A 14498-nucleotide genomic window follows, 5' to 3' on the forward strand; every position below is an offset into this window, starting at 1 on the left:
CCGGGCAAAGATCCACGAAATACCCCAGGGAGCACGTCCGTGGCAGCCCTCGCACGTTGGTGTGTCCGCCACCGCCTCGTCACCGTCCTGCTGTGGCTGATCGCCTTCGCCGGCGTCACCTCCGCGGCAGCCGTCACGGGCTCCGCGTACTCGAACGACTACGGCGCCCCCGGCACCGAGTCCGACCGCGCCTACCGGCTGGTCCAGAAGGGCTTCCCGCACCTCAGCGGCGACAGCGACACCGTCGTCTGGCACGCCGCCGACGCCGGCGTGCGCGACACCGACGTCCAGCAGGCGATGACCCGCACCCTGGACCGCATCGCGGACCTGCCCGGCGTCGCCTCCGTCACCAACCCCTACGAGGGCAACCGCGGCGACGCGATCAGCCGCGACGGCCACACCGCGTACGCGACGGTCACCTTCGCCCACGAGGCCCAGGACATCAAGAAGGGCGAGGCCCAGGCCGTCGTCAGCGCCGCCAAGGCCGCCGAGACCCGCGGGCTCCAGGTGGAGCTCGGCGGCAGCGCCGTCTCGCTCACCGAGGCGCAGGGCGGGCACCTCGCCGAGGCCATCGGCGTGGCCGTCGCCGCCGTGGTCCTCTTCCTCGCCTTCGGCTCCCTCGCCGCTTCCCTGCTGCCCATCGCGACCGCGCTGATCGGTGTGGGCACCGCCTACTTCGGCATCGACCTGCTCGGGCACGCGATGACCGTCGCCGACTTCGCGCCCATGCTCGGCCTGCTGATCGGGCTCGGCGTCGGCATCGACTACGCGCTGTTCATCGTGACCAGGCACCGCCGCAGCCTCAAGCGCGCGGTCCCGGTGGCCGAGGCCGCCGTGAACGCCGTCGCCACCACCGGACGGGCCGTCGTCTTCGCGGGCGCCACCGTGTGCATCGCGCTGCTCGGCATGCTGATCCTCCGGCTCGGCTTCCTCAACGGCGTCGCGGTCGCCGCCTGCCTGACCGTGCTGCTCACCGTCGCGGCCTCCGTGACCCTGCTGCCGGCCCTGCTGTCCTTCATCGGCCCGCGCGCCCTGAGCAGGCGGGAGCGGCGCAGGCTCTACGAGCACGGGCCAGAACCCGAGATGCCGACCGGGCTCTCGGCCCGATGGTCCGCGTTCGTCGAGCGCCACCCCAAGAAGCTCGGCGCCGTCGCCCTGGCCGTCATGGCGCTGCTCGCGCTGCCCACGTTCTCCCTCCACCTGGGCACCTCCGACCAGGGCAACGACCCGAAGTCGTCGACCACCCGGCAGGCGTACGACCTCCTCGCCGAGGGCTTCGGCCCCGGTGTCAACGGCCCGCTCACCCTGGTCGGCAAGGTCGGCGGCGCCGAGGACGAGCTCGCCCTCGACAACCTCGACTCCACGCTCGCCGCGACCAAGGGCGTCGCCGCCGTGACGCCGGTGACGTACAACGGCAGCGGCACCACGGCGTACCTCACCGTCGTACCCGACTCCGCCCCGCAGTCCCAGCAGACCAGCGACCTGGTGAAGCGGCTGCGCTCCGACGTGCTGCCGCGCGCCGAGAAGGGCACCACCCTCGACCTGTACGTGGGCGGGGTGACGGCCGGCTACGACGACTTCGCGAGCGTGATCGTCGGCAAGCTGCCGCTGTTCGTGAGCGTGGTGATCGGCCTGGGCTGCCTGCTGCTCCTGCTGGCCTTCCGGTCCTTCGGCATCCCGCTGAAGGCAGCCGCGATGAACCTCGCCGCCGTCGCCGCCGCCTTCGGCGTGGTCGTCGCGATCTTCCAGTGGGGCTGGGGGAGCGAACTGCTGGGCCTCGGCAGCGCCGGCCCGATCGAGCCCTTCCTCCCCGTGATCATGGTCTCGGTGCTCTTCGGGCTGTCCATGGACTATCAGGTGTTCCTGGTCAGCCGCATGTACGAGGAGTGGCTGGAGACCGGCGACAACCGCCGCGCCGTACGCATCGGCCTCGCCGAGACCAGCCGAGTGATCAACTCGGCCGCCGTCATCATGATCTCCGTCTTCCTGTCCTTCGTGCTCGGCGGCGACCGCGTGATCGCCATGTTCGGCATCGCCCTCGCCTCCGCCGTCGCCCTGGACGCCTTCGTCCTGCGCACCCTCCTCGTCCCCGCCCTGATGCACCTCCTCGGCGCCGCCAACTGGTGGCTGCCCGCCTGGCTGGAGCGCCGGCTGCCGCGGATCAGCATCGAACCGCCCGAGTGCCGTGCGACGATCCCTGGGCGGCGTCCGGAGGAGGACGCCCTGGTCGACGTACTGCTGAAGGAGCGGGACCAGGATGTACGCGATATCCCTGGGTGACGACGGGGCCGAGCTGCGGCCCCTGGAGCCGTGGCACGCCGAGGAGTTCCTCGCGCACCTCGACCGCGGGCGGGAGTTCATCACCCAGCACATCCGGTTCGGGGAGAACGCCACCGACGTGGACTCCGCCCGGGAGATCCTCAAGGGGTACGCCGACAAGCGCGCCGCCGACAGCGGCTTCCTGCACGGGCTGTGGCTGGACGGCAAGCTGGTCGGCGGACTGCTCTTCCGCGTCTTCGAGGCCGCCGCCGGCAACTGCGAGGTCGGCTGCTGGCTGGAGCCCGCGGCGGCCGGGCTGGGCCTTGTCACCCGTGGGGCACGGGTGCTCATCGACCGGGCGTTTGACGAGCGCGGCATGCACCGTGTGGAGTGGTACGCGTCGTCCGCCAACGAACCGAGCATCAACGTGGCGCGGCGGCTCGGCATGACCCGGGAAGGGGTGCTCCGCGAGGCGTACCCGCACCGGGGTGTGCGTCAGGACATCGAGGTCTGGTCGGTGCTCGCCCCCGAGTGGAGTGCGGCACGCGCGCGTGACGACCGCGGCGATCACTAAGAGACGATCGCCAAGAGCCGATCATTAAGAGACCTCTCAGACAGCGTCCGTACGGTGCGAGGCATGGGAACCAAGACAGTGGACGAGGCCAAGGCCGCGAGCGGCGTCGAGGCGACGAACAACGAGGAGAAGGCGGAGGTCAGCAAGACCGATGAGGCCGCCGAGGCCACCGAGGCCACCGAGGCGAGGGAGGCCGAGGCGACGGAGGCTGCTGAGGTAGCGGATGCTGAAGGGAAGGCCGCCCCGCAGGGCCCCTCCGGCATCGGCCAGGGCGCCGGGGCCGTGGTTGCGGCCGCGCTCGGCTTCGTCTCGCTCAGCGGCAGCTGGCTCGGCACCGTGGCCGGAGCGCGCCAGCAGCTCATCGGGCAGCTGCGGACCTCGTCCCAGGCTGGCGTCGCCGAGCAGATCAAGGCGGTCTACGGCGACGCCTGGCACGCCACCGCGCTGTGGGGCGGCCTGTTCGCACTCGCCGCCCTGATCGTGGGCGTCGTGGTGCTGGCCCGGCCTGCGTTCGGGGCGCCCGGGAAGCCGCAGGCCACGTGGATCAAGTCGGTCGCGTGGGGCGGTGTCGCGCTGGGTGTCATCGGCCTGCTGCTGGCCGTGCTGAAGTACACGGACATTCTGCTCGGGCTGCCGTCCGCCAGTTGAGTTGAGGAACGCGGAACGCGGTATGAGGGGTCTCGGGGCGTCTCCGGCACTCCCGCCGGGGCCCTAAGACCCCCTCTTCGCATCTAAGGCCCCTACCGAGCCGGAAGATGCGGAACTTTCCCGATGCGACGGAAGCCCCTCGGAAACGAAGGTTGAGGCAGCGCAGAAAGCGATGCCGCACCACAACTTCCCAGGGGGACGCACATGTTCGCGTACGAGCTGCACAAGATCCGTTCCGCCGAGCTGATCCGCGAGGCCGACGACTACCGCCTCGCCCGCACGGCCCAGCGCCGCAGGCAGTCCGCCGACGACGCGGCCCGCCAGGCCGGGTCCCATAGTGCCCGCCGGGGCCGGAGCGGGTTCACCCGCGCGGCGTGAACACGCGGCCTTGGGGGGACGGCGGCACGGGCCCCGCGCTCCCGGCGCACGCCGACCCCGCCCGATCCGACGCGGCGGCCGTCCCGGAACCACCGGGGGCGGCCGCTTCGCCGTCACCCGAGCGGATAATCGGTGCCGCCCTGTCAGTGCCTCGTGACATGCTCGGGGGCGTGGAGACCAGGTCCGTCAGCCCCGTTTTCGTCGGCCGCGACGAGGAGTTGGGGGCGTTGCACGACGCGCTCGCCCGCGCCGCAGCCGGGGAGCCCCAGGCGCTGCTCGTCGGGGGCGAGGCGGGCGTCGGCAAGACCCGGCTGCTGGAGGAGTTCACGGCGGCCGCGGCCCGCCGGGACGTCGTCGTCGCGCTCGGCGGCTGCGTCGAGATCGGCGCCGACGGGCTGCCCTTCGCGCCGTTCTCCACCGCCCTGCGCGCCCTGCGCCGCCAGCTCCCCGAGGAACTCGCCGAGGCCGCCGCCGGCCAGGAGGAGGAGCTCGCCCGGCTGCTGCCCGAACTCGGCGAGGCCCGCCGCGGCCCGCGGGACGACGAGGAGGGCATGGCCCGCCTCTTCGAGCTCACCGCCCGCCTGCTCGAGCGGATCGCCGCCCGCCGCACCGTCGTCCTCGCCCTGGAGGACCTGCACTGGGCGGACGCCTCCACCCGCCACCTGCTCGCCTACCTCCTGCGTACGCTGCGCAGCGGCCGTCTGGTCGTCGTCGCCACCTACCGCTCCGACGACATCCACCGCCGCCACCCGCTGCGCCCCCTCCTCGCCGAACTCGACCGCCTGCGCACCGTCCGCCGCATCGAGCTGGGCCGGTTCAACCGCACCGAGGTCGAACGCCAGATCGCCGGCATCCTCGCCGCCGACCCCGACCCCGCCCAGGTCGACGACATCTTCGCCCGCTCCGACGGCAACGCGTTCTTCGTGGAGGAACTGGCGGTGGCCGCCCAGGACGGCTGCTGCACCGGCCTCACCGACTCCCTGCGCGACCTCCTCCTCGTCCGTGTCGAGGCGCTGCCCGAGACCGCCCAGCGGGTCGCCCGGACCGTCGCCGAGGGCGGCTCCACCGTCGAGTACCGCCTCCTCGCGGCCGTCGCCTCACTCGCCGAGGACGACCTCATCGAGGCCCTGCGTGCCGCCGTCGGCGCCAACATCCTCCTCGCCACCCCGGACGGCGACGGCTACCGCTTCCGCCACTCCCTGGTCCGCGAGGCCGTCAGCGACGACCTGCTCCCCGGCGAACGCTCACGTCTCAACCGCCGCTACGCCGAGGCCCTGGAGGCCGACCCCACCCTCGTCCCCGCCGACCAGCGCGCCACCCGCCTGGCCAGCTACTGGTACCACGCGCACGACGCCGCCAAGGCCCTGCCCGCCGTGCTCGACGCCGCGGTGGAGGCCCGCCGCCGGCACGCCCACTCCGAACAATTGCGGCTCCTGGAGCGGGCGATGGAGCTGTGGGACCTCGCCCCCGACGACGTACGGGCGGCCCTGCGGCCCGTGGACCACGCCGAGGTCTACCCTCCCTGCGGCTGCGACCCGGCGACCACACCCCTGCGCTACCTCGACCTGATGGCCGAGGCGGCCGTGGCGGGCCGGCTGTGCGGGGAGCGGGAACGCGCCCTGAAGATCACCAAACGGGCCCTGCGCCTCCTGGAGGAGGAACCCGATCCTCCCCCAAGCTCTCAACAAGGTTCGAGCAGGGGAGACCCCCTCCGCGCCGCCTGGTTCTGGGTGCAGCGCTCCCGGCTCGTGCAGAACACGGGCCGCGGCGACGGATGGAAGGAACTCGCCACGGCCCAGGAGCTGGTACGGGGACTGGCGCCCTCGGAGGTGCACGCCGAGGTGCTCGCCATGGTCGCCGGCTGGTCGATGCTGCACGAACCCGGCCCCGACGCCTTTTCGGCCGCCGAGCGCGCCGTGGAGTACGCGCGCATGGTGGGCGCCCGTGACATCGAGCTCAACGCCCGTCTCACCCTGGGCGGCCTCCTGGTCGACGCGGGTGACATCGACACCGGGCTCGCGGAGATCTACGAGGTCAAGGAGCAGGCGGCCGCCCTCGGCGAGGCCTATGTGAGGGGCCGCCTGCATGTGAACCTGCCGTCCCACCTGGAGGGCATCGGCCGTTCCCGGGAGGCTGTCGAGGTGCTCCGAGAAGGCCTGGAGATCACCCGGAAGCTGGGGCTGACGGACTCCGAGGCCTGGGTATGGGGCAACCTCGGCGAATCCCTCTACTCGCTGGGCCGCTGGGACGAGGCCGCCGAGGCCGGGCTCCACTCCGAGCGGGTCGGCCAGAGCGCCAAGCCCCGCGCCTTCCGGGCCACGATCCACGCGCACCTCGCGCTCGCCCGCGGCGACCTGGCCGAGGCAGGACGGCAGCTGGCCGCCGCCCGCGCGTACCTGGGCACGCACGACACCATGCCGCAGCACGAGCTGAGGCTGGAGCACGTCACCATCGGGATCGCCGCCGGCGAAGGCCGCCTCGCTGACGCCCGCGCCGCTTTCGCCACCGCACTGACCAGGGGGTTTCCGCCCGGCACCCAGCGCTACGGCTGGCCGCTGCTACTCGCCGCCGCCATCGCCGAGGCCGACGCGCTCGGGCTGCCCGCCGCCGAGCCGGGCCGCGCCGAGACGCTGGAACGGATCCGCGACACCGCGAAGACACTCGCCGCGAACGTGCCGGTGTGGCAGGCGTACGCATGCTGGGTCCGTGCCGAGCTGCTGCGCGCCGAGGGCCGTGGCGCCCCGGACGTCTGGGCGGAGGCCGTGACCGCCTTCGAGGCCCTGGACCGCCCGTACGACCTGGCCCGAGTCCGGCATCGGCTCGCCGAGTCCCTGCTGGTCCCGGGCGGCGACGAGGACGCGCGCGAGCGGGCCGCCGAGCTGCTGCGGCTGGCCGGGGCGGTGGCCGACCACCTCGGTGCCCGGCCGCTCGCCGACTTGGTCGCCCTGCTTGCCCGGCGCGCCCGCCTCACCCTCACCCGCGCCCCGGAACCGGCCGCGCTCGATCCCGTCGAGTCCCTGGGGCTTACCAACCGGGAGCGGGACGTGCTCCGCCTGGTCGCGATCGGCCGCAGCAACCGGCAGATAGCCGAGGAGCTGTTCATCTCCCCGAAGACCGCCAGCGTCCACGTGTCGAACATCCTGGCGAAGTTGGGTGTCGCGGGCCGGGGCGAGGCGGCGGCGGTGGCGCACCGGTTGCGGTTGTTCCCGGCGGAGGCGCCCCCTGTCCAGGCCGCAGGCTGAGGCTTACGCTGACGGGAGTCGGGCCCCAGGGAGGCGCCGTGTTCAGCATGTTCGAGGAACTGTTCGCGCCCGGCCGCAAACACACCCACGATGAGCAGAAGCGCCTGGAACTGACCCGGCTGGACGTCACGGACGGCGATCCGGGCCGTGGCCCGATCGACCTGGCGTCGGGCACGGTGGTCATACGCCTGCCGAAACCGGCTCCCGCCGACCCCGGGCCCGACGAAGACTGAACGGGCCCGCCCGGCTACGACACCTCGAGCTCCAGGATCCGGTCGTCGGACGGCGACGGCTTGCCCCGGCCGTCCGTGTTGCTGGTCGTCAGCCACAGCTTGTCGCCGCCGGCCGCGACCACGGTGCGCAGACGGCCGTGGGTGCCGGTGAGGAAGGCCTGCGGGGGCGCCGAGGTCTCCGTGCCCCTCAGCGGGATGCGCCACAGCCGCTGCCCGCGCAGACCCGCCATCCAGATCGAGCCCTCGGCGTAGGCGATGCCGCTGGGGGAGGCCACGTCGGTGTGCCACTGGGCGATCGGGTTCTGGTACTTGGGGTCGTTCGAGCTGCCCTCGGTGTCCGGCCAGCCGTAGTTGCCGCCCGGCTTGATCGCGTTGAGCTCGTCCCAGGTGTCCTGGCCGAACTCGGAGGCGTACAACCGCTGCTTGCCGTCCCAGGCCAGACCCTGCACATTGCGGTTCCCGTACGAGTAGACCACCGAGTTCCCGAAGGGGTTGCCGGGGGCGGGCTCGCCCTCGGGGGTCATGCGCAGGATCTTGCCGCCCAGCGAGTTCCGGTCCTGGGCCAGACCGCGGTCGCCCGACTCGCCGGTGCCCGCGTACAGCATGCCGTCGGGGCCGAACGCGATACGGCCGCCGTTGTGGATGAAGCCCTTCGGGATGCCCTTGAACACGGTGTCCGGTGCGCCGAGCTGCTCACCGGCCGGCTTCCGCGGGTCGTACAGCATGCGGACGATGCGGTTGTCGGAGTCGGTCGTCAGGTAGGCGTAGACCAGGTGGTCCGAGGCGTGGTCCGGGGAGAGCGCGATGCCCAGCAGACCGCCCTCGCCGTCGGCGGCGACGCCGGGCACCGTGCCCAGGAGCGTTTTCCGGCCGGTCCTGTCGTCGACCCGGATGATCGTCCCGTCGTCCCGGGAGGAGACCAGGAGCCCGCCGCCGGGCAGCGGAGCCAGGCCCCAGGGCGTCTTGAGGTGATCGGCGACCGTGCGCACCACCCGCACCGACCCCTTGGCCGGCGGTGTCTCTTCGGCGGTCCGCCCGGAGGTCGACGGTGCCGCCGAGCCGGCCGAGGAACTCTCGCCCCCACCCGGCGTGCCTCCGCCACCGGAGGAGCAGCCGACCGCCAGCAGCGCGGTCGCGGCCACCACGGCCGTCACCACTCGATGTCGCACCATCCAGGTCCCCTCCGCCATGGGCCTTCCTCCCTTACCTACGCCTCGGACGCCCCTGGGGTTCCCACCGCCGGCCTTCCCTCCACCGACCGTCCCGTTCCGGCCACGCGGTACGGGATCCGTTCAGTCCCACGACCCCTGTGCCGCGGGCAGTCCCGCCAGTTCCGTCAGGTCCTCGGTGGTCAGCCGCAGCACGGAGGCCGCCGCGTTCTCCGTCACCCACCGCCGCCGTTTGGCGCCCGGGACCGGGATCACGTGCGGGCCCTGGGACAGCACCCAGGACAGAGCCACCTGGGCGGGGGTGACGGCGTCGCCGTGGCGGTGCGCCACCCGGCGCAGGCCCGCCACGATCGGCTGGTTCGCCGCCATCATCTCCGCCGTGAAGCGGGGATGCCGGGCGCGCAGGTCGTCCGGTTCGAAACCCTCGCCCGGGGTCAGCGTGCCGGTCAGAAAGCCGTTGCCGAGTGGCATGGCCGCCAGAAAGCCCACGCCGCGTGCCGCGCACCACGGCAGCAGCGCGTCCAGCGCCTGAGGCGACCACACCGACAGCTCCGCCTCCACCGCGCTCACCGGGAACACCTGCTGCACCCGCTCCAGCTGCCGGATCGTTCCGTCGTACCGCTGCGTCCCGGTCCGCCGCCCGCCGCGCACCCCCACCGCGCACAGCCCCAGCGCCCGCACCTTGCCCGCCTGCACCAGGTCCGCCATCGCGCCCCAGGTCTCCTCGACGGGCACCTCCGGGTCCGCGCGGTGCAACTGGTAGAGATCGATGACGTTTGTCTGCAGACGGCGCAGCGACGCGTCGCAGGCCCGTTTCACATACCCGGGGCGGCCGTTGGCCACGATGTGCTGCTCGCCCGCCAGCAGCCCCACCTTGGTCGACACGAAGGCTTCGGCGCGCCGCTCCTTCAGTACCCGGCCCACCAGCAGCTCGTTGGTGAACGGCCCGTACATGTCGGCGGTGTCCAGCAGTGTCATCCCCAGGTCGAGCGCCCGGTGCACCGTCCGCAGCGACTCGTCGCCCCGCTGCCGGGAGGTGGAGTATCCCCAGCTCATCGGCATGCACCCGAGTCCCACGGCCCCCACTTCGAGCGTCGCCGCGCCGATCGTCCTGCGCTCCACCTGGCCGTGTCCTCCTTTGCTGGCACCCCAAACTAACCAATGCGGCAGCGGATCCTTGGCATAGCCTCCTGACCATGACCGACGACGTTTGGCTTCCGTTCCGCACCGACGAGATAGAGGGCCTCCCCCAGGGCCTGAACTACCGCTACTGGGTCGGCGGGCAGGACTTCCCCGCCGACCCGGCCGACTGCGCGTTCTACGCCGTGCCGTACATGAAGCGCCAGGACGTCAAGGTCCGGCCGCTGGAGCAGATGCGGAACCTGCAGGTCATCCAGACACTGACGGCCGGCGTCGACGACATCACCGCCCACCTGTCGTCCGTCGTGCCGGGCGTGCGGCTGTGCAACGCGCGCGGAGTGCACGAGGCGAGCACGGCCGAACTCGCGCTCGCCCTGATCCTCGCCTCGCTGCGCGGCATCCCCGGCTTTGTCCGGGCTCAGCAGGAGGAGCGCTGGCAGAGCGGGTTCCATCCCGCGCTCGCCGACAAGTCAGTCCTCATCGTCGGCTACGGGGCGATCGGTGCCGCCATCGAGGACCGGCTCGCGCCCTTTGAAGTCGCGCGGGTGGCGCGCGTCGCGCGCCGCGAGCGCAACACAGCGCGCGGCCTTGTGCATCCTCTCTCCCGATTGTCGGAACTTCTTCCCGACGCCGATGTCGTCGTCCTGGTCACCCCGCTCACCGAGGAGACGAAAGGCCTGGTCGACGCGGAGTTCCTGGCCCGGATGAAGGACGGGGCGCTGCTCGTCAACGTGGCGCGCGGCCCGATCGTCGACACCAAGGCCCTGCTGGCCGAGCTGGAGTCCCGCCGTATCACCGCCGCCCTGGACGTCACCGACCCCGAACCGCTGCCCGCAGGACACCCCCTGTGGCATGCGCCGGGCGTGCTCATCAGCCCTCATGTCGGCGGCCCCACCTCGGCGTTCTGGCCCCGCGCCAAGCGTCTCCTCAGTTCTCAGCTGAACCGTTTCGCGCAGGGAGAACCGCTCGAGAACGTCGTCCTGACGAGCGGCGGCTGAACGGGCGCGGCAGGCACGGGCGACGGGGCGGTGCAGGCCCCGCGCACGGCCGGCGCGGCGCACGAATCCAGCCATCGCCGCCACCCGCGCACGCGCCTGCCGGCGGTCGCACCACCGGCGCACGCACCGCTTCCGGTGCACCACCCCTCCGCTTCCGGTACGCTCCGCAGTCCCCCGAACGCGGTGCGTACCCGCATTACCCCTGGTCGTCACGGAGCGTAGAAGGACTATGTCCCTGAGTGACGATACTGGTGTATCGTCCCCGACAGGGCTGCGCCGCGCACCGTTCGGCGCCGGGGACGGAACTTTCAGACATACGAGGGGGGCGACGGGCGATGCACGGCCTATGGACGAACGACCCGACGCGGCGCGGCCGCGGGCGACGACCCTGGCGGACCGCGACGCGCAGACGCGGTCACAGCGCTCACGGCAGCCGTCGTCATCACGCCGGCCACTGTCACCACCCCGGGGACGCCGGCCGTAAGAGGCACGCCCACCCGGCACGCCGGGCCCACCGGGACCCGGCGTCACGGACCGGGAGGGACCGGTGAGGTCCCCGGGAGTGCTGCCGGCCCGCCGTCCGAAACCGGGCGGCCGGGAGAACCCGGCTCCGCAACTCGTCCTGGCCCTGGTGTGCGCGGGATACGCCGTCGGTTCCGCCGTCGACTGGGGCTCCCGGACCCTCGCGCTGATCATGGGCGACTTCGGGTTGAGCGTGGCGGCCGGCACCGCGTCGGTCTCCTGCCTGCTGTACGCCCGCAGCCGCCGCAGCCGCTTTCGATCGGCCTGGCTGCTGTTCGCGCTCTCCTCCGCCATGGCCGCGCTGGGCAACGGCGTCTGGGGATGGTACGAGGTCGTCCTCGACCGCCCCGTCCCCTCGCCCAGCTGTGCCGACCTGTTCTTCCTCTGCTTCGCTCCACCCGCGATCGTAGGACTGCTCGTGCTCGCCAAAAGGCCCGTCACCAAGGCGGGTTGGGTATGCCTGGCGCTCGACGCGTGGCTGATCGGCGGCTCGCTGCTGACGCTGTCGTGGAGCCTCGCGCTCGCGCAGGCGGCCAAGTTCGACGGACCGAGCGTGGCGCACACCGCGCTGTCGCTCGCGTACCCGCTGCTGGACATCGCCCTGATCAGCATGGTGGTCGCCCTGCACCTCAGGCGCTCGGCGGTGAACCGCTCCGCGGTCAACACCGCCATCGGCGCACTCGCCCTGACCGTGCTGTGCGACGCCCTGTTCACCTCGCCGCTGCTGCACAGCAGCTACCACTCGGGCCAGCTGCTGGACGCCGGCTGGTTCTCCGGCTCGCTGCTCCTCGCCTACGCCCCCTGGGTCGGCGCCCGGTCCGGCCGGACGCCGGACGACGAGCACACACGCGTGGTGCACGAACACGTCCCGGAGCAGCGGCAGGGCGAACCCCGGGCCACCGGCCACGAGGAAGGGCACCGGGACCTCGACCCGGCCCCCGGGCTCCCGCAGGGTCCGGCCCACGACCGGTACCCGGCCTCGCCCCCACCGGACGCCGACCTCGACCGGTACCGGGCCACGCGCCCGATCGCCGGATCGCTGGCCGCCCTCACGCCCTACCTGGCCGCCGCCGTCTGCACGCTGGGGATCCTCTACAACGTCCTCAACGGCCACAGCGTCGACCGCGTCGTGCTCATCACCGCGGGCGCCGTCGTCCTCGCGCTCGTCGTGCGCCAGGGCATCATGCTGCTCGACAACATCACCCTCACCCAGGAACTGGCGCAGAAGGAGAACCACTTCCGCTCCCTGGTGCAGGGCTCCAGTGACGTCATCATGATCGCCGCGCCCGACGGCATCCTGCAGTACGTCTCCCCGGCCGCCGCCGGCGTCTACGGCCGGCCCGCAGAGGAACTCGTCGGGACCGAGCTCGCCGCGCTCATCCACCCCGAGGACCTGGGCTGCGTGGTGCACGAGGTGCGGCGCTTCCTGGCCGCCAGCCACACCCAGGAACCGACCACCCGCATCGAGTGCCGCTTCCGCTCCGGCGACGGTGGCTGGCTCAACGTGGAGTCCACCGTCAACCGCCACCAGGGCGGCCTGATCTTCAACAGCCGGGACGTGACCGAGCGGGTGCGCCTGCAGGCCCAGCTGCAGCACAGCGCCGAGCACGACCCGCTCACCGACCTGCCCAACCGAGCCCTGTTCACCAAGCGCGTCCAGCAGGCCCTCTCCGGCCGCCGCTCCTCCGACCGCGGCACCGCCGTCCTGTTCATCGACCTCGACGGCTTCAAGGCCGTCAACGACACCATCGGGCACCAGGCCGGCGACGAGCTGCTCGTCCAGGCCGCCCGCAGGCTCCAGGAGTCGGTGCGGCAGGGCGACACCGCCGCGCGCCTCGGCGGTGACGAGTTCGCGGCCCTCATCGTCGGCGACGGCACCAGGGACCGCACCGCGCGCGAGAGGCACATCCTCGAGCTCGCCGACCGGCTCAGGGTCACCCTCTCCCAGCCGTACGACATCGACGGCAACGATGTCCGGGTGGCCGCCTCCATCGGCGTGGCCTTCGCCGAGCCGGGCCTCGGCGCCGGTGAGCTCCTGCGCAACGCCGACCTCGCCATGTACCGCGCCAAGGCCGCAGGCAAGGGTCGCGTCGAGCTGTACAAGCCCCAGATGCAGCAGGACGTCGTCCGCAAGGCCGAGCTGGCCACCCGGCTGCGGGCCGCGCTCGACGACGGCGAGTTCACCCTGCTGCACCAACCCGTGGTGTCGCTCGAGGACGGCCGGATCGCGTCCGTCAGCGCCCGGGCGCGCTGGCGGTCCTCCCAGGGCGTGCTCTTCACACCCGACGAGTTCCTGCGTGTCTCCGAGGACAGCGACAAGGCCGCCGAGCTGGGCCGCTGGATTCTCGAGGAGGCCGTACGGCAGGCCGCCGAGCGCGCCGCCGGCGGGCTCGGCGTAACCGTCGCCGTCCGGGTGAGCGCCCGCCGGATGCTCGACCGCTCCCTGCCGCTCGGCCCCATCGAGGCCCTGCTCACCCGGCACGGTCTGGCTTCCGGCGCCCTGATGATCGAGTTGTCCGGCATCGACCCGCGCACCCTGGAGGAGCTGGAACGCAGACTCGGCAACCTCCGCCGGATCGGCGTCCGTATCGCCCTGGACGGCCTCGGCAGCGGCTACGCGGCCATCGCGGCGCTGCGCCGGCTCCCCATCGACGTCCTGAAGCTGGACCGGAACCTCGTCGAGGGGGTCGTCGAGTCCGCGCGGCTGCACAAGATCACGGGTGGGCTGCTGCGCATCGCCCGCGATCTGGGCCTCACCTCCGTCGCCGACGGGGTGGACCTGCCCGAGCAGGTCGTCGCTCTGCGCGCCATGGGCTGCACGCACGGTCAGGGCATGGCCTTCTCGGGCCCACTGGACGAGTACCGGCTGCGCCGGGCGCTCACTGCCGGCCACTACCCGGTGCCGCTCGGCCCGGCGGAGCCGGCCTTCGCGGGCGGAGTGAGAGAGCCGAAGGAACGCGTCGGTGTCGAGAACGCATGGGGGTCCCCCCGCTCGAGCGAAGCCGAGGGTGGGGGAGCGCGGAGGCCCGAAGGGCTGAGCACGGTCGTTGCCTCGACACCGACCGGGGCGCCCCGTAGGTGAACGACTCACGGGAAGGACCGCGGGGGTGTACACCAGTGGCGTGCCTGCGGATTTCGGAGGCGGGACGGCCCTACGCTCACATAATGAGACTCCCGTCCCACCCACTTGACAGTGATGCCGTGCCGGGGGGAGGGTCTGTGCCATGCGCACCCGAATTCTCGTACTTGGACAGCGCGTCGGCTGAGCTGGGACCCACCGGACATGAACCGGAACACCCAGCGACCACACCCGGCGCGCTCCCCTCGCTTGCCTC

Annotated in this window: 10 protein-coding genes; 8 read left to right on the plus strand and 2 right to left on the minus strand. The window is 72.4% G+C overall.

Features of this window, described 5'->3' with window-relative positions:
- The first annotated feature begins 39 nt into the window (after positions 1-39).
- The 6 genes from AB0N14_RS08290 to AB0N14_RS08315 all read left to right on the plus strand — a co-directional run bounded on the left by AB0N14_RS08290 (position 40) and on the right by AB0N14_RS08315 (position 7334).
- A complete protein-coding gene (locus AB0N14_RS08290; RefSeq protein ID WP_366024905.1) occupies positions 40-2280 on the plus strand; it encodes an MMPL family transporter in 2241 nt (746 codons plus the stop codon).
- Positions 2258-2833 (plus strand): GNAT family protein, encoded by a 576-nt coding sequence (locus AB0N14_RS08295; RefSeq protein ID WP_366024906.1) that lies wholly within the window; start codon positions 2258-2260, stop codon positions 2831-2833. The genes AB0N14_RS08290 and AB0N14_RS08295 overlap by 23 nt, the downstream gene beginning before the upstream one ends.
- A 63-nt stretch (positions 2834-2896) precedes the next feature.
- A complete protein-coding gene (locus AB0N14_RS08300; protein WP_366024907.1) occupies positions 2897-3481 on the plus strand; it encodes a hypothetical protein in 585 nt (194 codons plus the stop codon).
- 204 nt (positions 3482-3685) lie between these two features.
- Positions 3686-3859: a hypothetical protein gene (locus AB0N14_RS08305; RefSeq protein ID WP_366024908.1), complete on the plus strand. Its 174-nt coding sequence runs from the start codon at positions 3686-3688 to the stop codon at positions 3857-3859.
- Between the two features lie 158 nt (positions 3860-4017).
- Complete coding sequence (locus AB0N14_RS08310; RefSeq protein ID WP_366024909.1) at positions 4018-7101, plus strand: AAA family ATPase; 3084 nt, start codon at positions 4018-4020, stop codon at positions 7099-7101.
- 38 nt (positions 7102-7139) lie between these two features.
- A complete protein-coding gene (locus AB0N14_RS08315; RefSeq protein WP_366024910.1) occupies positions 7140-7334 on the plus strand; it encodes a DUF6191 domain-containing protein in 195 nt (64 codons plus the stop codon).
- Between the two features lie 14 nt (positions 7335-7348).
- Here the strand turns inward: AB0N14_RS08315 and AB0N14_RS08320 are convergent, their stop codons facing one another.
- Complete coding sequence (locus AB0N14_RS08320) at positions 7349-8524, minus strand: PQQ-dependent sugar dehydrogenase (protein WP_366024911.1); 1176 nt, start codon at positions 8522-8524, stop codon at positions 7349-7351.
- Between the two features lie 102 nt (positions 8525-8626).
- The gene (locus tag AB0N14_RS08325) at positions 8627-9625 is read right to left on the minus strand and encodes an aldo/keto reductase (protein WP_366024912.1); all 999 of its coding nucleotides are present in this window, start codon (positions 9623-9625) and stop codon (positions 8627-8629) included.
- A 74-nt stretch (positions 9626-9699) separates the two neighbouring features.
- Here AB0N14_RS08325 and AB0N14_RS08330 point away from each other — a divergent pair, with 74 nt between their 5' ends.
- Positions 9700-10641 (plus strand): 2-hydroxyacid dehydrogenase, encoded by a 942-nt coding sequence (locus AB0N14_RS08330; RefSeq protein WP_366024913.1) that lies wholly within the window; start codon positions 9700-9702, stop codon positions 10639-10641.
- A 562-nt stretch (positions 10642-11203) separates the two neighbouring features.
- A complete protein-coding gene (locus AB0N14_RS08335; protein WP_366025142.1) occupies positions 11204-14245 on the plus strand; it encodes an EAL domain-containing protein in 3042 nt (1013 codons plus the stop codon).
- The last annotated feature ends 253 nt before the right edge of the window (positions 14246-14498 follow it).

Origin of the sequence: Streptomyces sp. NPDC051104, assembly GCF_040682835.1 — a bacterium.
In the GTDB taxonomy this organism is placed as follows: domain Bacteria; phylum Actinomycetota; class Actinomycetes; order Streptomycetales; family Streptomycetaceae; genus Streptomyces; species Streptomyces cynarae.